Origin of the sequence: Mesorhizobium sp. CA6, assembly GCF_020165035.1 — a bacterium.
Classification (GTDB): domain Bacteria; phylum Pseudomonadota; class Alphaproteobacteria; order Rhizobiales; family Rhizobiaceae; genus Mesorhizobium.
This window is the reverse complement of the sequence record NZ_JAIUHI010000004.1, coordinates 285,538-300,749: the sequence shown is the minus strand read 5'-3', so window position 1 is coordinate 300,749 and position 15,212 is coordinate 285,538. Positions and strand designations below refer to the sequence as shown.

The following is a 15,212-nucleotide window of genomic DNA, read 5'->3' as shown; positions in this document are numbered from 1 at the left end:
CTTTGCCTCACCAGCGAACCTTGCCTATCGTCGCGCAACCGCGACCGGAGAACTTGATGAGACAAACAGGGATTGGGCTGCGCGCAGCGCTTCTGGCGGGCGCGCTGGCGCTTGCCGCGGCTGCTCCGGCCCGCGCGGCCGATGACGGCGAGGTCAAGGATTTCCTGCTCGACAACGGCATGGAAGTGGTCATCATCCCGGACCATCGCGCCCCGATCGTCACCCACATGGTCTGGTACAAGATCGGCAGCGCCGACGAGCCGCCCGGCAAATCCGGCATCGCGCATTTCTTCGAGCACCTGATGTTCAAGGCCACGAAAAATCACGCCGCCGGCGAGTTCGACCGCGCCGTGTCCGAGATCGGTGGCTCCAACAACGCCTTCACCTCTTACGACTACACCGCCTTCCACGAGACGGTGCCGCCTTCGGCGCTCGAGCAGATGATGGGCTTCGAGGCCGATCGCATGCGTAACCTCATCCTGACCGACGATGTCATCAAGACCGAGCGCGACGTGATCCTGGAGGAGCGCCGCTCGCGCATCGACGGCAACCCGCAGGCGGTGCTCGACGAGGAGGTCGACGCGACGCTCTGGCAGAACCAGCCTTACCGCATTCCGGTGATCGGCTGGATGCAGGAGATGGAGCAGTTGAACCGTCCGGACGCGAAAGCCTTCTACGACGCCTATTATCGGCCGAACAACGCCGTGCTGGTGGTGGTGGGCGACGTCGATCCCAACGCGGTGAAGGCGATGGCCGAAAGGACTTACGGCAAGGTCGCCCGCGGCCCGGACCTGCGGCCGCGCATCCGTCCGGTCGAGCCCGAGCAGAACACGAAGCGCACGGTGACGCTCACCGACGCTCGCGTCTCGGTGCCGAGCTTTTCGACGCAATGGGTGGTGCCATCCTATCATACGGCCAAGCCCGGCGAAGCCGAGGCGCTCGACCTGCTTGCCGAGATCCTCGGCGGCGACAACCGCAGCAGGTTGTACCAGCAGCTCGTCGTCAAGCAGGGTATCGCTTCCGAGGCCGGCGCCTACTTCCAGGGCACCATGCTCGACGCCACCAACTTCACCGTCTATGGCGCCCCGCGCGGCGACGCCAAGCTTGTCGATATCGAGGCGGCGGCCGATGCCGAGATCGCCCGCATCGTCAAGGACGGCGTGAGCGACGATGAGCTGGAGCGGGCCAAGACCCGTTATGTGCGCTCCATGATCTTTGCGCGCGACAAGCAGGACGACATGGCCAACATGTACGGCTCGACGCTTGCGACGGGCGGCAATGTCAAGGACGTCCAGGAATGGCCCGACCGCATCCGCAAGGTAACCGCCGATGAGGTCAAGGCGGTCGCTGCCCGCTATCTGGTGCTCGATCGCTCAACCAGTGGCTATCTCTTGCCGCAGCAGCAGGCGGGGAATTGATGATGAGCATGGTTCTTGGCCGCACGAGCATCTTTCCTTCTCCCACAACGGGAGAAGGTGGGCGCGTCTATCGCGCCGTCGCCATCCTTTGCTTCGCCCTGTTCTTCCTGCTTTTGCCGGCGCTTGCCGCGCGCGCCGAAATGAACATCCAGGAGGTGAAGTCCAAGAAGGGCGTCACCGCCTGGCTGGTGGAAGACCATTCGATCCCGCTGGTTGCGATCCGTTTCGTCTTCGACGGCGGCACGGCGCAGGATCCGGCCGGCAAGGAAGGCCTGGTCAACCTGATGACCGGGCTGTTCGACGAGGGCGCCGGCGACCTCGACAGCGAGGCCTTCCAGGTGAAGCTCGACGATGCCGGCGCCGAGATGAGTTTTCAGGCCGCCCGCGATGGCACCTATGGTTCGATGCGCATGTTGTCCGAGCAGAAGGACGAGGCTTTCGGCCTGCTGAAGCTGGCGGTGAACAGTCCGCGCTTCGACCAGGCGCCGATCGACCGCATCCGCGCCCAGATACTGTCCGGGATCCTCGCCAACGAACGGGATCCCAACACGATCGGCCAGCAGCGCTGGCTGCGCGCGATCTATGGCCAGCATCCCTATGCGCGGCCGGACGAGGGCAACAAAGACAGCCTCGCCACCATCACTGCGGACGACCTCAGGGCCTTCCACAAAGCAAATTTCGCCCGCGGCGGCCTGCATGTGGCGGTGGTGGGCGATATCGACGCCGCCACGTTGAGCAGCAGGCTCGACGAGGTGTTCGGCGACCTGCCGGACAAGCAGGCGCTGGCGCCGATTGTCGACGTCACGCCCAAGCTCGGCCAGCAGCTCGAAGTGAATTACGACTTGCCGCAGACCTCCCTGCAGCTTGCCTGGCCGGGCGTGAAGCGAAGCGATCCCGACTTCTACGCCGCCGCGCTGATGAACGAGATACTCGGCGGCTCGACATTCACGTCGCGTCTCTACGAAGAGGTGCGCGAGAAGCGCGGCCTTGCCTATAGCGTCAGCTCCGATCTCGTCGATCACGAGCATTCCAACGCGCTGCTGGTGACGACGGCGACGCGTTCCGACCGCGCGGCCCAAACGCTTGCGATCGTGCGCCAGGTGGTGAAGGACATGGCCGAGAACGGCCCCTCGGAGGAGGAGCTCGCGGCGACCAAGAAATACATGGTCGGCGCCTACGCCATCAGCAATCTGGATTCGTCCAGCTCCATTGCCGCGACGCTGGTGGAGCTGCAGATCGATCATCTCGGCATCGATTATATCAAGCGGCGCGCGGCTCTCATCAACGCGGTGACGCTGGCCGACGTCAAGGCGGCGGCAAAGAAGCTCCTGTCGTCCGATCCGGCGGTGATGGTCATCGGGCCGCCGCTGGTTCAGGTGGCGGGAGGCCGCAAGGGATGAGCCCGACCTTCGGGGTGGCCTTCGGCGGCGGCGGCGCGCGCGGTCTTGCGCATATCCATATCATCGAGGCTCTCGACGAGCTTGGCATCAAGCCGGCGGCGATTGCCGGCTCGTCGATCGGCGCCATCATGGGCGCCGGCATGGCGTCGGGCATGAAGGGCGCCGAGATTCACGATTATGCCCGGTCGATCCTCGGCAGCCGGGCCGAAGTAGCGGCGCGCATGTGGCGGTCGCGGCCGGGCACGATCGCCGAAGCCATGCAGGGCGGCATCCGCGTCGGCCAGTTCAATATAGAGCGCATCCTGAAGGCGTTCCTGCCTCAGGATATCCCCGCCACCTTCGAAGAGCTGAAGATTCCGCTCAAGGTGACGGCGACCGACTATTTCGGCCACAAGCTCGCCGTGTTCGCCGAGGGTGAATTGCATTCGGCGCTTGCGGCCTCGGCCGCCATTCCGGCGGTGTTCCGCCCTGTGGTGCGCAATGATTGCCTGCTGATCGACGGCGGCATCTACAATCCCGTCCCCTTCGATCTCCTCGAAAAGGATGCCGATATCATCATCGCAATCGACGTGGTCGGTGCGCCGAGCGACGCCGAGCGCAAGCATCCGACTACGGTCGACCTGATGTATGGCGCCTCGCAGCTGATGATGCAGTCGATCATCGCCAACAAGCTGCAGCAGTCCAGCCCCGACATCCTGATCCGCCCAAAAGTCTCGAAGTACCGCGTGCTCGATTTTCTCAAGATCGAGGCGCTGATGGCCGAGACGGCGGAGATCAAGGATGAGCTGAAGCGCGCCGTGGAGAAGGCCGTGGAAGCGCATGGCGGCAGGCAGGACAACAAGAAGGCGGTTTGAGAGCCTCCTCCAGCCGCCTCGGTTCAGGTGCATATGACGTCGACGAAGGTCCGACAACCGAAGCCTGAATGGTCGGCGCAAAGGTCCCTTATAAAATAAGACCTAAGAATAGAGCACAGTATTCTTTATGCCGAATGGTCGAATTCGCACCCGGATTTGAGTTCTGTCATTAACTCTTCATCGAATTGCCCGTTGACGCACGCTGCGGTAGAGTTAATAATATCCTAATATAGTAGCGTGAACAATCTCGAGATCGGCAACAACGAGATACTGCGCTACTGGGGTAGGGGAACGCAGCGCGGCATCTGTGCCGCTACAGCCATCACATCGAGCCACCAGCAGTCGTGAGCAGCCATCTTGTATGTGGCGCTTGCTGCCGGCCGGTGGTCGCTGCTTGCTGAATGCCACGTCGATCCTCCTCCCGCACGGAATTGGGCGCCGATCTCGGTGCTATTGGCATGGGGTAAATCAGCCGCCTTAGGCGGCCAACAAGTGGCGCGCCTAGGCGCTAAGGGAGTTGAACATGGCCACAGTGGTTGATCTGACCAACGGGACAACGTCGCAGACTTTGACCGACGGCACCGTATTTTCGGCTGAACAGCAAAGCGGTGCTGGCACGGGCAACTACAATAGCTTTCTCGTGCTTGGCGCGAACGGCACCGAGAGCGGCTTCAACACCGATGGTTCTCCGCTGCCGCTGGATGATAAGCAGCAGGAGCACACCAATGCGCTTCTCCTGAGCGATATGCAGGTAGTGTCCGTGAACGGCCACGATTACTACGTCTTCAAGCTCGACGCCAATGAGCCGAACAGCGACAAGGGATCGCTGCTGTCGCTCAACTCATTACAGATATATTCGGCGACGGATCCAAATATCACCACCCTTGCGACGCTTCAGGCGCAGCAACTACTCTATAATGTTGATGGAAATGCCACCGACGGTGACGTGACGGTTCAGTTGGACGCTGGAAAGGACGCGCCCGCAGGCAGCGGGGTGGGCGATCTGTTTGTCTACATTCCGACCAGTTTCTTCGCCGGGGCAACCGGTAACTACGTCTATCTCTATTCGGCTTTCGGGAACCCAAGTGACTCGGATGGCGGGTTTGAGGAATGGGGCGTCATCGCAAAAGCCAGCGTGGATCACGCTCCCGCGGTCGCGGTCGAGAAGACGGTCGATCCGACCTCAATAGATGAAGGCGAGTCGACGACGGTCACCTACACCTACAAGGTGACCAATACGAGCGCTGATGGCGCCGGTGATCCTCTGACGCTGACCTCGCTGGTAGACGACAATGCGACGCCGGGAGACACCAGCGACGATATCAACCTGTTGAGCGGTTTCGTCGCCAACAGCTCGCATGGCACCCACTACGTGTCGGGCGATACAGACAACGATTACCTTGTCGACAGCAACGAGACCTGGATATTCAGCGCTGACGTCAACATTGACGCTCATGCCACCGGCAGCACCATCACCAACACGGTGGTGGTACATGCTCACGACGACGACAGCACCAATGACGTGTCCGCCAACGACACTGCGACCGTGACGGTCAACGACGTCGCGCCATCGATCGCCATTGAGAAGACCGCCGACCCGATTTCGATCAACGAGGGCTCGGCCGCTGACGTCACCTACACCTACGAGGTGACCAACACGAGCGCGGCCGGCGCCTTCGATCCGCTGATGCTGACTTCGTTGATCGACGACAATGCGACACCCGGCGACACCAGCGATGACATCGACCTGCTGACCGGCTTTGTCGCTGGCTCCGACCATGGCACGCACTATGTGACAGGCGACACCGATGGCGACTATCTCGTCGACAGCGACGAGAAGTGGGTGTTCAGCGCCACCGTCGGCGTCGGTGCTCAAAATGCCGGCACCATTACCAACACTGTGGTGGTGCACGCCCATGACGACGACAGCACCAGCGACGTGCATGCCACTGACGACGCGACCGTGACGGTGAAGGACGTCGCGCCGTCGATTGCCATTGAGAAGACCGCCAACCCGACTTCGATCAACGAGGGCTCGGCCGCTGATGTCACCTACACCTATGAGGTGACCAACACGAGCGCGGCCGGCGCCTTCGATCCGCTGACGCTGACTTCGCTGATCGACGACGATGCGACACCCGGCGACACCAGCGATGACATCGACCTGCTGACCGGCTTTGTCGCCGGCTCCGACCATGGCACGCACTATGTGTCGGGCGACACCGATGGCGACTACCTTGTCGACAGCGACGAGAAGTGGGTGTTCAGCGCCACCGTCGGCGTCGATGCTCACAATGCGGGCAGCATTACCAACACGGTGGTCGTGCACGCCCATGACGACGACAGCACCAGCGACGTGTATGCTACCGACGACGCGACCGTGACGGTGAAGGATGTCGCGCCGTCAGTGGCCATTGAGAAGACCGTCGATGCCGATCATGACGGTATTTTCCACTCGTCCGAAACGGTCCAGTCGGGTGCACAGAACGTCACCTATCACTATGAGATAACCAACACGAGCGCAGCCGGTGCGTTCGACCCGCTCACGCTGACCTCACTCGTCGACGACAACGGCACACCGGGAAATACCGGTGACGACATCAACCTGCTCAGCGGCTTCGTGGCCAACAGTTCGCATGGCACTCACTATGTGTCCGGCGATCTCGACAACGACTATCAGGTCGACAGCAACGAGACTTGGGTCTTCACGGCCAACAGCTCGTTCAACTTGCTTCCCAATGCCGACTCGCGAACCAACACGGTCGTGGTGCATGCCCATGACGACGATACCACCAATGACGTTTCCGCCAATGATACCGCGACGGTCCAATCATTCGCAGGTCCCGGCGTGCGCACGCCGGGCTTCTGGACCAATCTCGGCAAATCATTCTGGGATGGCGTCGCAGGCGCCGACAAATCCGGCCCGAACTTCGCCTCCGGTGAATTGCGCTATGTTGTCGATGCCGATCACAACGGAACGCTGGATCCGGGCAAGCCAGGCCTCTTGATCGGCGACTACAACAAGAACGGCTTGACCGACGCCGGTGAGGATACGTTCTTCATTTCCTACGCCGATGCGCTCAAGGTGATCGATGCGTCCGTCAAGGATCAGCAGGATACACGCTTCGTCCTTGCCCGCGACGCGGTCGCGACTTGGCTCAACTACCTCGCCGGGAATCCGATCGGCGATGCCTCCGATCCCAACAGCCCGCACAAATATCTCGACCAGGCGATCGACTGGCTGCAGGTGACGAATGGCGGGAATTCTTCTTCTCACTTCGAGGACTGGGGCGGTGGGAGTGCAGTGAAGGCAAGCAGCACAGCCTGGAACGTGGGACTGGATGCCGAATCCGTCACTGCCGGGTCCGAGCTTGCCGGAAACCTCATCCACCAGGAGCTCGATTTCTACAACAATACCGGCATGACCTTCGAAGGGGCGATACTGCATGTCTACGCCAATGACGGCGGCTGAGGCAGCGGTCGGCCTGTCGAGCCATGACGTGCGACAGGCAGGTTGGATGACCGGAGTGTTTTGTTCAGTGTCGCTTCGACAATGGTAGCCAAGGCAGCATCTGGTTCAGCGCAGGCAAAGGTAAGGCTCGTCGGCCTCGTCCTAGTTGCTTGCGCTGTGCTGCTCCTTCTCGGCGGCAACGGCTGGCTTTCGCCAGGACGGCCCGGGTCGATGGGGGAGACGCTTTTTGGTGCGGCAATGGTGGGCTTCGGCGGCTTGGCCTTGTTTCGCGCGCGCCGGCCCACGCCGGACAGCAGCATCGGCGATATCGCCAGGCAAACCAATGCGCCTATAGGCGGCAAGCGGCCGGCAAAACCGACAGGCCGGCGAGCGCAATCCGCGCGCTCCGAACTCGCCGAGGCGCTTCGCTCCTGCCGGTCGGCTTTCCTCGCGGTCGGGTTGTTCAGCGGCGTGCTCAACGTGTTGATGCTTGCGGGCTCGCTCTACATGCTCGAGGTCTATGATCGCGTGTTGCCGAGCCGCAGCCTGCCGACACTCATCGGCATCACCGTGTTGTTGGTCATCCTCTATTGCGGCCAGGGCATTCTCGATTTCGTGCGCGGTCGCGTGCTTGTGCGCATTGGCGGAGCCTTGGATGAGGCGCTGGGCCGCCGTGTCTATGCGTCGATGCTGCAGTTGCCGCTGAAAAACGGGCGCGCGGGCGATAGCCTGCAGCCGATGCGCGACCTCGACAGCGTGCGTGCTTTCCTGTCCGGCATGGGGCCGACGGCGCTCTTCGATTTGCCCTGGCTGCCGCTCTACCTTGTCATCATCTTCATGTTCCATTGGTTGCTAGGCGTGACAGCGCTGCTTGGGGCGATCGTGCTGGTGGCTCTGACCGTGCTTGCCGAGCGATTGACGCGAAAGCCTGTGTCGTCCGGGACTTTGACCGGTATTCGGCGCAACGGTCTGATCTCGGCTGGGAGCCGCAACGCCGAGGTCGTTGCCGCCATGGGCATGGCAGGCGGTCTGACCGCGCGGTGGGAAGACGCCAACCTCGATTACATCGCCGAGCAGCGCAAGGTGAGCGACGTGGCCGGCGGCTTCGGCGCGATATCGAAGGTCCTGCGCATGCTGCTGCAGTCGTCGATGCTCGGCCTCGGCGCCTGGCTGGTCATCGAGGGGCAGGCAACGGCGGGTATTATCATCACCGCCTCGATCCTCAGCGGCCGCGCGCTGGCTCCGGTCGATCTTGCGATCGCCAACTGGAAGGGCTTCGTCACCGCGCGCCAGGGCTGGCAGCGGCTGAACAGGGTGCTGGCGGCGCTGCCGGCTGAAACCGAGCCGATGTTGCTGCCGCCGCCGAGCGCGAATGTCGGCATGCAAAACGTCTCGGTCGGCGCCCCGGGCACGCAGAGATTGCTGGTTCACGATGCAAGCTTCGCTCTGGAGGCGGGCCACGGCGTCGGCATCATCGGACCGAGCGGGTCGGGAAAGTCCACGCTGGTGCGCGCGCTTGTCGGCGCCTGGCAACCGGTCGCCGGCCGCATCAAGCTGGACGGCGCCGACCTCGATCAATGGTCTCAGGCCGAGCGCGGCCGCCATATCGGATACCTGCCGCAAGATGTCGAGCTCTTCGCCGGCACCGTGGCCGAGAACATCGCGCGCTTCGAGCCGGACGCGGACCCCGGCGCCATCATCGCCGCGGCGAAGGCAGCGGGCGCGCACGAGCTCATCGTCGGTTTTCGCGAAGGCTACGAAACCGAGATTGGCGAGCACGGCGAGGCGGTCTCGGCCGGTCAGCGCCAGCGCATCGCGCTGGCGCGCGCGCTCTATCGCGATCCTTTCCTCGTGGTCTTGGACGAGCCGAATTCCAACCTCGATATGGACGGCGAGCAGGCCCTGATCAAGGCCATGTTGGGCGTCCGCGAACGGGGCGGGGTTGTCGTGCTCGTCGCGCACCGGCCGAACGTGCTGGCGGCCGTCGATTTCGTGCTGGCGATGAATCAGGGACGCGTCCATGCCTTCGGCCCGAAAGACGAGGTGTTCGCCAAGATGTTCCCGACGCTGCGGCCGGTGCCGACCGGCGCCCCGCAACTGAGAGTGGCTTCCGACGGTCCCCATCTGGCCGTTGCCGACGGAACCGAGGCAGGGCGCTGACATGGCTATATCAGGCGCCTCGCATTTATCCATCCGCTTCTACACGCGGCTTGGCGTCGGCGTGGTGCTCCTGCTTGCGGGCGGCGTCGGTGGCTGGGCATCGGTCACCGAGATCGCCGGCGCGGTCATCGCCCCCGGCGCCCTCGTCGTCGATTCCCACGTCAAGGACGTGCAGCATTCCACCGGCGGCATCGTTGCGGAGATCGACGCCCGGGACGGCGACCACGTGAAAGCGGGAGATCTTCTGGTCCGTCTCGACCGCACCGTGCCGGCAGCCAACCTTGGCGTGGTGAGCAAGGCGCTCGACCAGCTCGCCGCGCGCAAGGCGCGCCTCGATTCGGAGCGCCGCGGCAGCGACGCCATCATCTTTCCGAACGAGCTTTTGGACCGCATTGCCGATCCCGACGTCGCCGAGGCGGTGGCCGGCGAGAAGCAGCATTTCGAGACACGGCGCACGTCCCGCGCCGGCCAGAAGAGCCAGCTGGAGGAACGCATCGCGCAACTCGAAAAGGAGATCGCCGGCGACACGGCGCAGGCTGAGGCCAAGAGCAAGGAGATAGAGCTGGTGCAGAAGGAGCTTGCCTCGGTGCGTACGCTCTGGGCCAAGAAGCTCATTTCCATCGACCGGCTGACCCAGACCGAGCGAGAGGCCACGCGCCTCGACGGCGAGCGCGGCCAGCTGATTGCGGCCCAGGCTCAGGCGCAGGGACGGATTGCCGAGATCAAGCTGCAGATCATCCAGATCGATCTCGACCTCAGCACCGAAGTGAACAAGGACCTGCGCGACGTCGACGGCCAGATGGGCGAGCTTCTGGAGCGCAAGGTCGCCGCCGAGGACCAGTTGAAGCGGGTCGACATCCGCGCGCCGCAGGACGGCGTCGTGCAGCAGTCGATCGCCTATACGATCGGCGGCGTGGTGAAGCCGGGCGAGACGATCATGCAGGTCGTGCCCGACAATGACAGCCTTGCGGTGGAAGCCAAGATCGCGCCGAGCGACATCGACCAGCTATGGGTTGGCCAACCCGCTTCGCTGCGTTTCTCGGCCTTCAACCAACGCACCACGCCGCAGATCGACGGCGTGGTCGAACGGACCTCGCCCGACATCACCACCGACCAGCGCACGGGCGTCAGCTATTACACGGTCCGCATCACCACGACCGCCGCGCAGGTCGCGCGGCTCGGCGAGGTCAAGCTGGTTCCCGGCATGCCGGTGGAATCCTTCATCAGGACCGAGGATCGTTCGGTGATGTCTTACCTGGTCAAGCCGCTGCAGGATCAGATCAGCCGGGCTTTTAGGCAGTAGGCCACTAGACTAGAGCAATTTCGGCAAAAGTCCGTAATGGATTTGCGTCCGGAAATTGCGCAAAAATACTGAGAGCGGTTCGGGCAATTCCGTGAAACGCTGAACCGCTCTAACTTTTCGCAACCGGCCTGTATTCCATCGCCACCACGCCATTGCCGAGTGGTGCCGCCGAGACCAGGTCGAGCGCGATCGGTGCGTCGGGCGGAAACAGCTGCTTGCCTCGGCCGGCCGCCCCCGGATAGACGAGCAGCCGCACGCGGTCGACCAGCCCGGCGCCGAGAAGCTGCCGGGCGACGCTCAGGCTGCCATGCATATAGATGTTGCCGCCGGCCTGTTGCTTCAGCCGGGTGACCGCATCGGTAAGGGAGCCTTCGAGCAATTCGGCCGGATGCCAATCGACCGCTTTCAAGGTCGCCGAGGCGACATATTTCGGCAGCGCGTTGAAGCGGTCGGCGAAGTCGCCTTTTTCGGCAGGCCAGTGGCCGGCAAAGATTTCGTAGGTGACGCGTCCGAGAAGCATGGCGCCGCTGTCGGCAAGCTCATCCTCCTTGAAGGCCTGCATCTCGTCGTTCCAGGCGACGTTCGGCAGTCTCTCGTGCTCGGCGACGTCGTCGATGCCGATGAATTCGGTGACGATGAGCTTTCTCATGGCTTCCTCTATTGGTCAGGTCTCGCACCATAGGACGGTCACGCCGGCGTGTTCCCGACAAAATAAAAAAGCCCGCTGGAATGACCGGCGGGCTTTCGCTTTGGCTGGAGGCCTTGGCTTAGTTGAACTTGTACTTGGCGTCGATCCGCACAGTGTGGAAGGACGGGGTCGCCATCGCGAGACCGCTCGGGATCGGCAATGCATCCGAGAAGTCTTCCTTCTCGAATTGCGAGTAACGGTATTCGATGCCGACGGTCATCTTGTCCGACAGGGCAGTTTCCAGGCCCGCGCCGACCGAGAAGCCACTGGAGCCCCAATCGGCGTCGAGCGGTGCCGGAGCATCGAGCTTGAAGTGCTGCCAGCTGTAGCCAGCGAGCGCGTAGGCCAGCGTCGCCTCGTTGACCTTCATGCCGATACGGCCGAGCACGTCGAAACCATAATCGGTATTGAGGTTGATCGAATCGACACCCAGGAACCCGCCCAGCTCAAGCTTCGACTTGATGCCGGATAGACGCGCGTCGACGAGGCCGCCGACCACCCAACTGCCCATGTCCTGGTCGTAGCCGATGCTGGCTTCGCCGAACACGCCTTCGCCGCCGAGGCCATTGAACTTGGCGCCGGCGAGGGGCGGAATCTCGATCTGGTGCACGACCGCGCCGGCACCGAGCCCACCGCCGACATAGAAGCCGGTCCAGTTGTAGGAAGGCGTCTCGAAGCTGGCGCCGCCGCCGTCATTGGAGTTGAAACGATAGCTGGCGGCGACCTCGAACGTATGGCGCGAGGTGTCCAGGTTGAGCGTGCCGTCCGGCACCGGCAGGCCTGCATCCGAGAGCAGGCTGTCGTTGGTGCTGAAGCGGGTGTAGCGATACTCGCCCTTCAGCGTCCAGTTGCTGTTGATCGCCGTTTCAACACCGGCGCCGACAAAGTAGCCGCCCTGATCCCAATCGAATCCAATACCGGCATTGCTGTCGAGCTTGTACTTCTGCCAGGCGTAACCGCCCAGAACGTAGCCCAATGTGCTCGGCGTCAACAGGTAACCGGCGCGCACGCCGACGTCGAAACCGTAGGTCTCCTTGATGTCGGCATTGAAGCCGCCGGCATCGAGCGAAGTCTTGATCGTGCCGACATGCGCGTCAATCAGGCCGCCGAGCAGGAAGCGCTGCGAGACCATGTAATCATAGCCGGCAGTCACCTGGCCGTAGACGCCTTCGCCACCGATGCCGTTCAGCGAAACAGGCACAAAATCGCTGCTGAGCTTGTGCACATTGGCGCCGGCGCCGAGGCCGAAGCCGACATAGACGCCGCTCCAGTTGAAGCCCGGAGCGGCCTGCTGCTGGACCACGTCGGCGGCCTGCGCGGCCGACATCAAAGCGACGGCCGAAACGGCGCCCAGCAAAACGGATTTCGCGGAAATACGAAGAAGCATAGCCCATAACCCCAAGTTAAAACCCGCAGAGGTTCTAGCAGGGGTTGTGGGAATTTGTGGTGGCAAAAATACCACACCCACGGGCAAACTGCCGTTACGACAGGTACAAGCAGGCGATGTTTCCAAGAATGGCCGGCCCGACCAAGGCGATCATTTCAACACGGGCGATGCGAGGCGGCTCCTTAGATCTCGGATAGGTTTTGCCGGCGTCTATCGGGAAAAAGAAGCTGAGAATCATGACCAAGATCTGGCGCTCATTGCTGGCCAATCTTGCCCGGCGGCGCGAAGAAATAGGCGCGGCCGGCCCGCTCAGGCCAGCGCCATGTCAAGCCAGCGTCCGCTCGATCTCCGCGATCAAGGCATCGAGCGCCGCGCGCACGCTTCCGCCTGCTCGACGAGCAGCGTCTCCAGCACTGAGGCCCGCGCGCTGATCTCCGCAAAGCCGAATGTGCCGGCAGCGCCGGCCAACGAATGGGCGAGCCGGATCAACGGATCGTTGCCGGGCAGGGGAGCGGCCTGATGCGCGATGGCCTTCAGCTCGGCAAGCTCGTCGGCGCAGCGGGCGAGGAAGCGTTGGCGCAGCGGGGCGAAGGGATCGCTGGTGATGGCGGTGCTCCTCGGTAGTGGAGTTTTGGTTCAGAATGGTTCTTTCTCGGTCTTCTCCCAGCGATGGCGCCAGACCCTGTACGCCGTTGTCTCAACCTTCACAGCGTGGACGATATGAACAGCCATGGAGGCTGGATCAATTTTTAAAGCAGCAATTCTGTAGTCGGCCTCTTCCATCGCTGGAGGATCGGCCACATCGTCGAACGAAAAAGCGAATGGCGGCACCTCCTTCGGCTTTGGGAGGGGTAGCGTTTCCTCAATTACGAAGTAATCATGCTCCGGCCCATCTTCGGTATCGCTCCATGAATTAGCGCGGAGTTCGGTTCCCCGCGGAATATCTAATTCCTTACAGCGAGAGGCTTTGTGGAAGAGTACAACGTTAAGCCCGACGCCGCCTGCTTGGACTGAGGGGAACAAAATCCCGTCCAGAGGGACCTTGCCCTCGGTCGCCAAGTAGTCAGCCACGGCTTGGGTGGGAAGGTACTCGAAATCTTGGTCGTCGGGCATGACTGGGCGAGCTATACGATCACACAGCTTACGAAGAAACGACATGCGACTAAGTTCGGGAGCATAGTTGGGGTCGAATATGCTCCCTTCGACATGGACACCTTTGAGGGTGTTGAGATCGAGCAACCTCAAAGGGCGAATAACCTCGAAGCGCGCCATAGCAACCTGACTGCCAACCGGCGGCCGCACTTCGGCTAGTGCAAGGTCCGGGGTGGTAGAGCCGTAGAAAGTTGAGATACCCTTTGCGTTCATGCGGCCCGCCGTTGCGAAACGTGACGGGGGTGCGCTCAGTTCTCGATCCGGCCGCATCATTGCCTTCTCCAGCTTGTCGTCCGATTGGAAAGCACGCGCCCGGAAGAAATGTGTTAGCGCGGTGCCCGGGCCGGCCTCGACAATGAGCGGTGCTCCGTCACGCGTGATCATCTTGTCGATATCGTCGAAAAGCGCGCCTAGCTGCGTTGCGGCGGTGCGACTAAAGAAGCGTGCCGTCGATTTGAGATTTCGCTCGAACTCGTACCAGGCCTTCTGCCACTCTCGGTCGCCCGGACTAGTCTCTTCGTAGTGGGCCTCCGATGAGAACGAAGTCTCTTCGCCCATCTGCGCAGATTCCAAATCACTGTGCCGGTTTTCCAGGATGTCCTGAATGTCACCGGCGGCGTCTTCCGAGATTTCCGCCGCGTTCATGATGGCATAAATGCTCCGCTCGCCTTTACGCTCCCAGTCGTAATCGATCTCTTTGTCCCTCATCATAGCGTACTCGAAACCGTCAGGATCTCGTGCGGTCAGCGTATAGTGGTCTTCGAACGCAGCTTCGATACGATTGGCGAACTCTTCCAATGTGAAAGTCCTCGCGGATGCGCTGCAATATCGACATTCGCGCAGTTCTCCGTGCTTTTCGATTTCGGCACTAAGATACGCTTCGCCGACGCATCCTGCGCAAATCGCGTCTTCCGACCCTTGTATGATTGTGTCCGCCATAGCCCGCCTGTTGTGCTTGTAGCGTTCTCTTGCGTCTATGCGCACGCCTTTGCAAGGCCGGGCTTGGAGCTGGCGGGCATTGCGTGCCCGTTTTCGGACAGAGCTTCGGTGCTCCTGACAGTGCTGGATTGAATGTGATAGATTGGACGTGAAGTTCGGACTGTCCGCAAATCGGAGTCCAACGGTTACCTATAGTTATAGTAAAAAGACCTGATTCTAACACGACACGAACAAAACAATTTAGAACCCCGTTTAAAGGAAATCGAAATGCATCCGCTTCTTGCTCTCGCGCGTCGGACACCGATCGACGAACGCGCAGCACGCCCGACGGGCGCTACCTACGACTTCGTATCCGGTCTTTGGAATGGAAAGGCTGGGCCGTTGATCGATAATCCGGATGAGCTCCCCACAAGTAAGAAGTTCGATGTCGAAACCGGCGAGGATCAGAAAGGACAGTAGT

Annotated in this window: 11 protein-coding genes; 7 read left to right on the top strand and 4 right to left on the bottom strand. The window is 61.9% G+C overall.

Going from position 1 to position 15,212, the window contains the following annotated elements; translation table 11 throughout:
• Nucleotides 1-56 precede the first annotated feature (56 nt).
• From LB526_RS08130 to LB526_RS08105, 6 genes are all read left to right on the top strand, one after another.
• Complete coding sequence (locus LB526_RS08130) at nt 57-1,418, top strand: M16 family metallopeptidase (RefSeq protein WP_224544718.1); 1,362 nt, start codon at nt 57-59, stop codon at nt 1,416-1,418.
• Complete coding sequence (locus tag LB526_RS08125) at nt 1,418-2,818, top strand: M16 family metallopeptidase (RefSeq protein WP_224627168.1); 1,401 nt, start codon at nt 1,418-1,420, stop codon at nt 2,816-2,818. The genes LB526_RS08130 and LB526_RS08125 overlap by 1 nt, the downstream gene beginning before the upstream one ends.
• On the top strand, nt 2,815-3,672 hold the full coding sequence (locus LB526_RS08120) for a patatin-like phospholipase family protein (protein ID WP_140840862.1): 858 nt from the start codon (nt 2,815-2,817) through the stop codon (nt 3,670-3,672). The genes LB526_RS08125 and LB526_RS08120 overlap by 4 nt, the downstream gene beginning before the upstream one ends.
• A 523-nt stretch (nt 3,673-4,195) precedes the next feature.
• Nucleotides 4,196-7,144, top strand: coding sequence for a hypothetical protein (locus tag LB526_RS08115; RefSeq protein ID WP_224560574.1), 2,949 nt, complete (start codon nt 4,196-4,198; stop codon nt 7,142-7,144).
• A 210-nt stretch (nt 7,145-7,354) separates the two neighbouring features.
• Nucleotides 7,355-9,283, top strand: coding sequence for a type I secretion system permease/ATPase (locus LB526_RS08110; protein WP_224529262.1), 1,929 nt, complete (start codon nt 7,355-7,357; stop codon nt 9,281-9,283).
• 1 nt (nt 9,284) lies between these two features.
• Entirely contained in the window at nt 9,285-10,586 is a 1,302-nt protein-coding gene (locus tag LB526_RS08105; RefSeq protein ID WP_224627166.1) for an HlyD family type I secretion periplasmic adaptor subunit, read from the top strand.
• Nucleotides 10,587-10,695: 109 nt separating this feature from the next.
• Here LB526_RS08105 and LB526_RS08100 read toward each other — a convergent pair whose 3' ends face one another.
• From LB526_RS08100 to LB526_RS08085, 4 genes are all read right to left on the bottom strand, one after another.
• The gene (locus LB526_RS08100; RefSeq protein ID WP_224627165.1) at nt 10,696-11,235 is read right to left on the bottom strand and encodes a dihydrofolate reductase family protein; all 540 of its coding nucleotides are present in this window, start codon (nt 11,233-11,235) and stop codon (nt 10,696-10,698) included.
• A gap of 118 nt (nt 11,236-11,353) precedes the next feature.
• Nucleotides 11,354-12,661, bottom strand: a complete 1,308-nt coding sequence (locus LB526_RS08095; RefSeq protein ID WP_224627164.1) for an outer membrane protein — start codon at nt 12,659-12,661, stop codon at nt 11,354-11,356.
• A gap of 354 nt (nt 12,662-13,015) precedes the next feature.
• Nucleotides 13,016-13,189 carry an Hpt domain-containing protein gene (locus LB526_RS08090; protein WP_318013254.1) on the bottom strand — a complete coding sequence of 58 codons (174 nt, stop codon included), beginning with the start codon at nt 13,187-13,189 and terminating at the stop codon, nt 13,016-13,018.
• Between the two features lie 108 nt (nt 13,190-13,297).
• The gene (locus tag LB526_RS08085; RefSeq protein WP_224627163.1) at nt 13,298-14,611 is read right to left on the bottom strand and encodes an RES family NAD+ phosphorylase; all 1,314 of its coding nucleotides are present in this window, start codon (nt 14,609-14,611) and stop codon (nt 13,298-13,300) included.
• 408 nt (nt 14,612-15,019) lie between these two features.
• Between LB526_RS08085 and LB526_RS08080 the strand changes: the two genes are divergently transcribed.
• Nucleotides 15,020-15,211, top strand: a complete 192-nt coding sequence (locus tag LB526_RS08080; RefSeq protein WP_224627162.1) for a hypothetical protein — start codon at nt 15,020-15,022, stop codon at nt 15,209-15,211.
• The last annotated feature ends 1 nt before the right edge of the window (nt 15,212 follow it).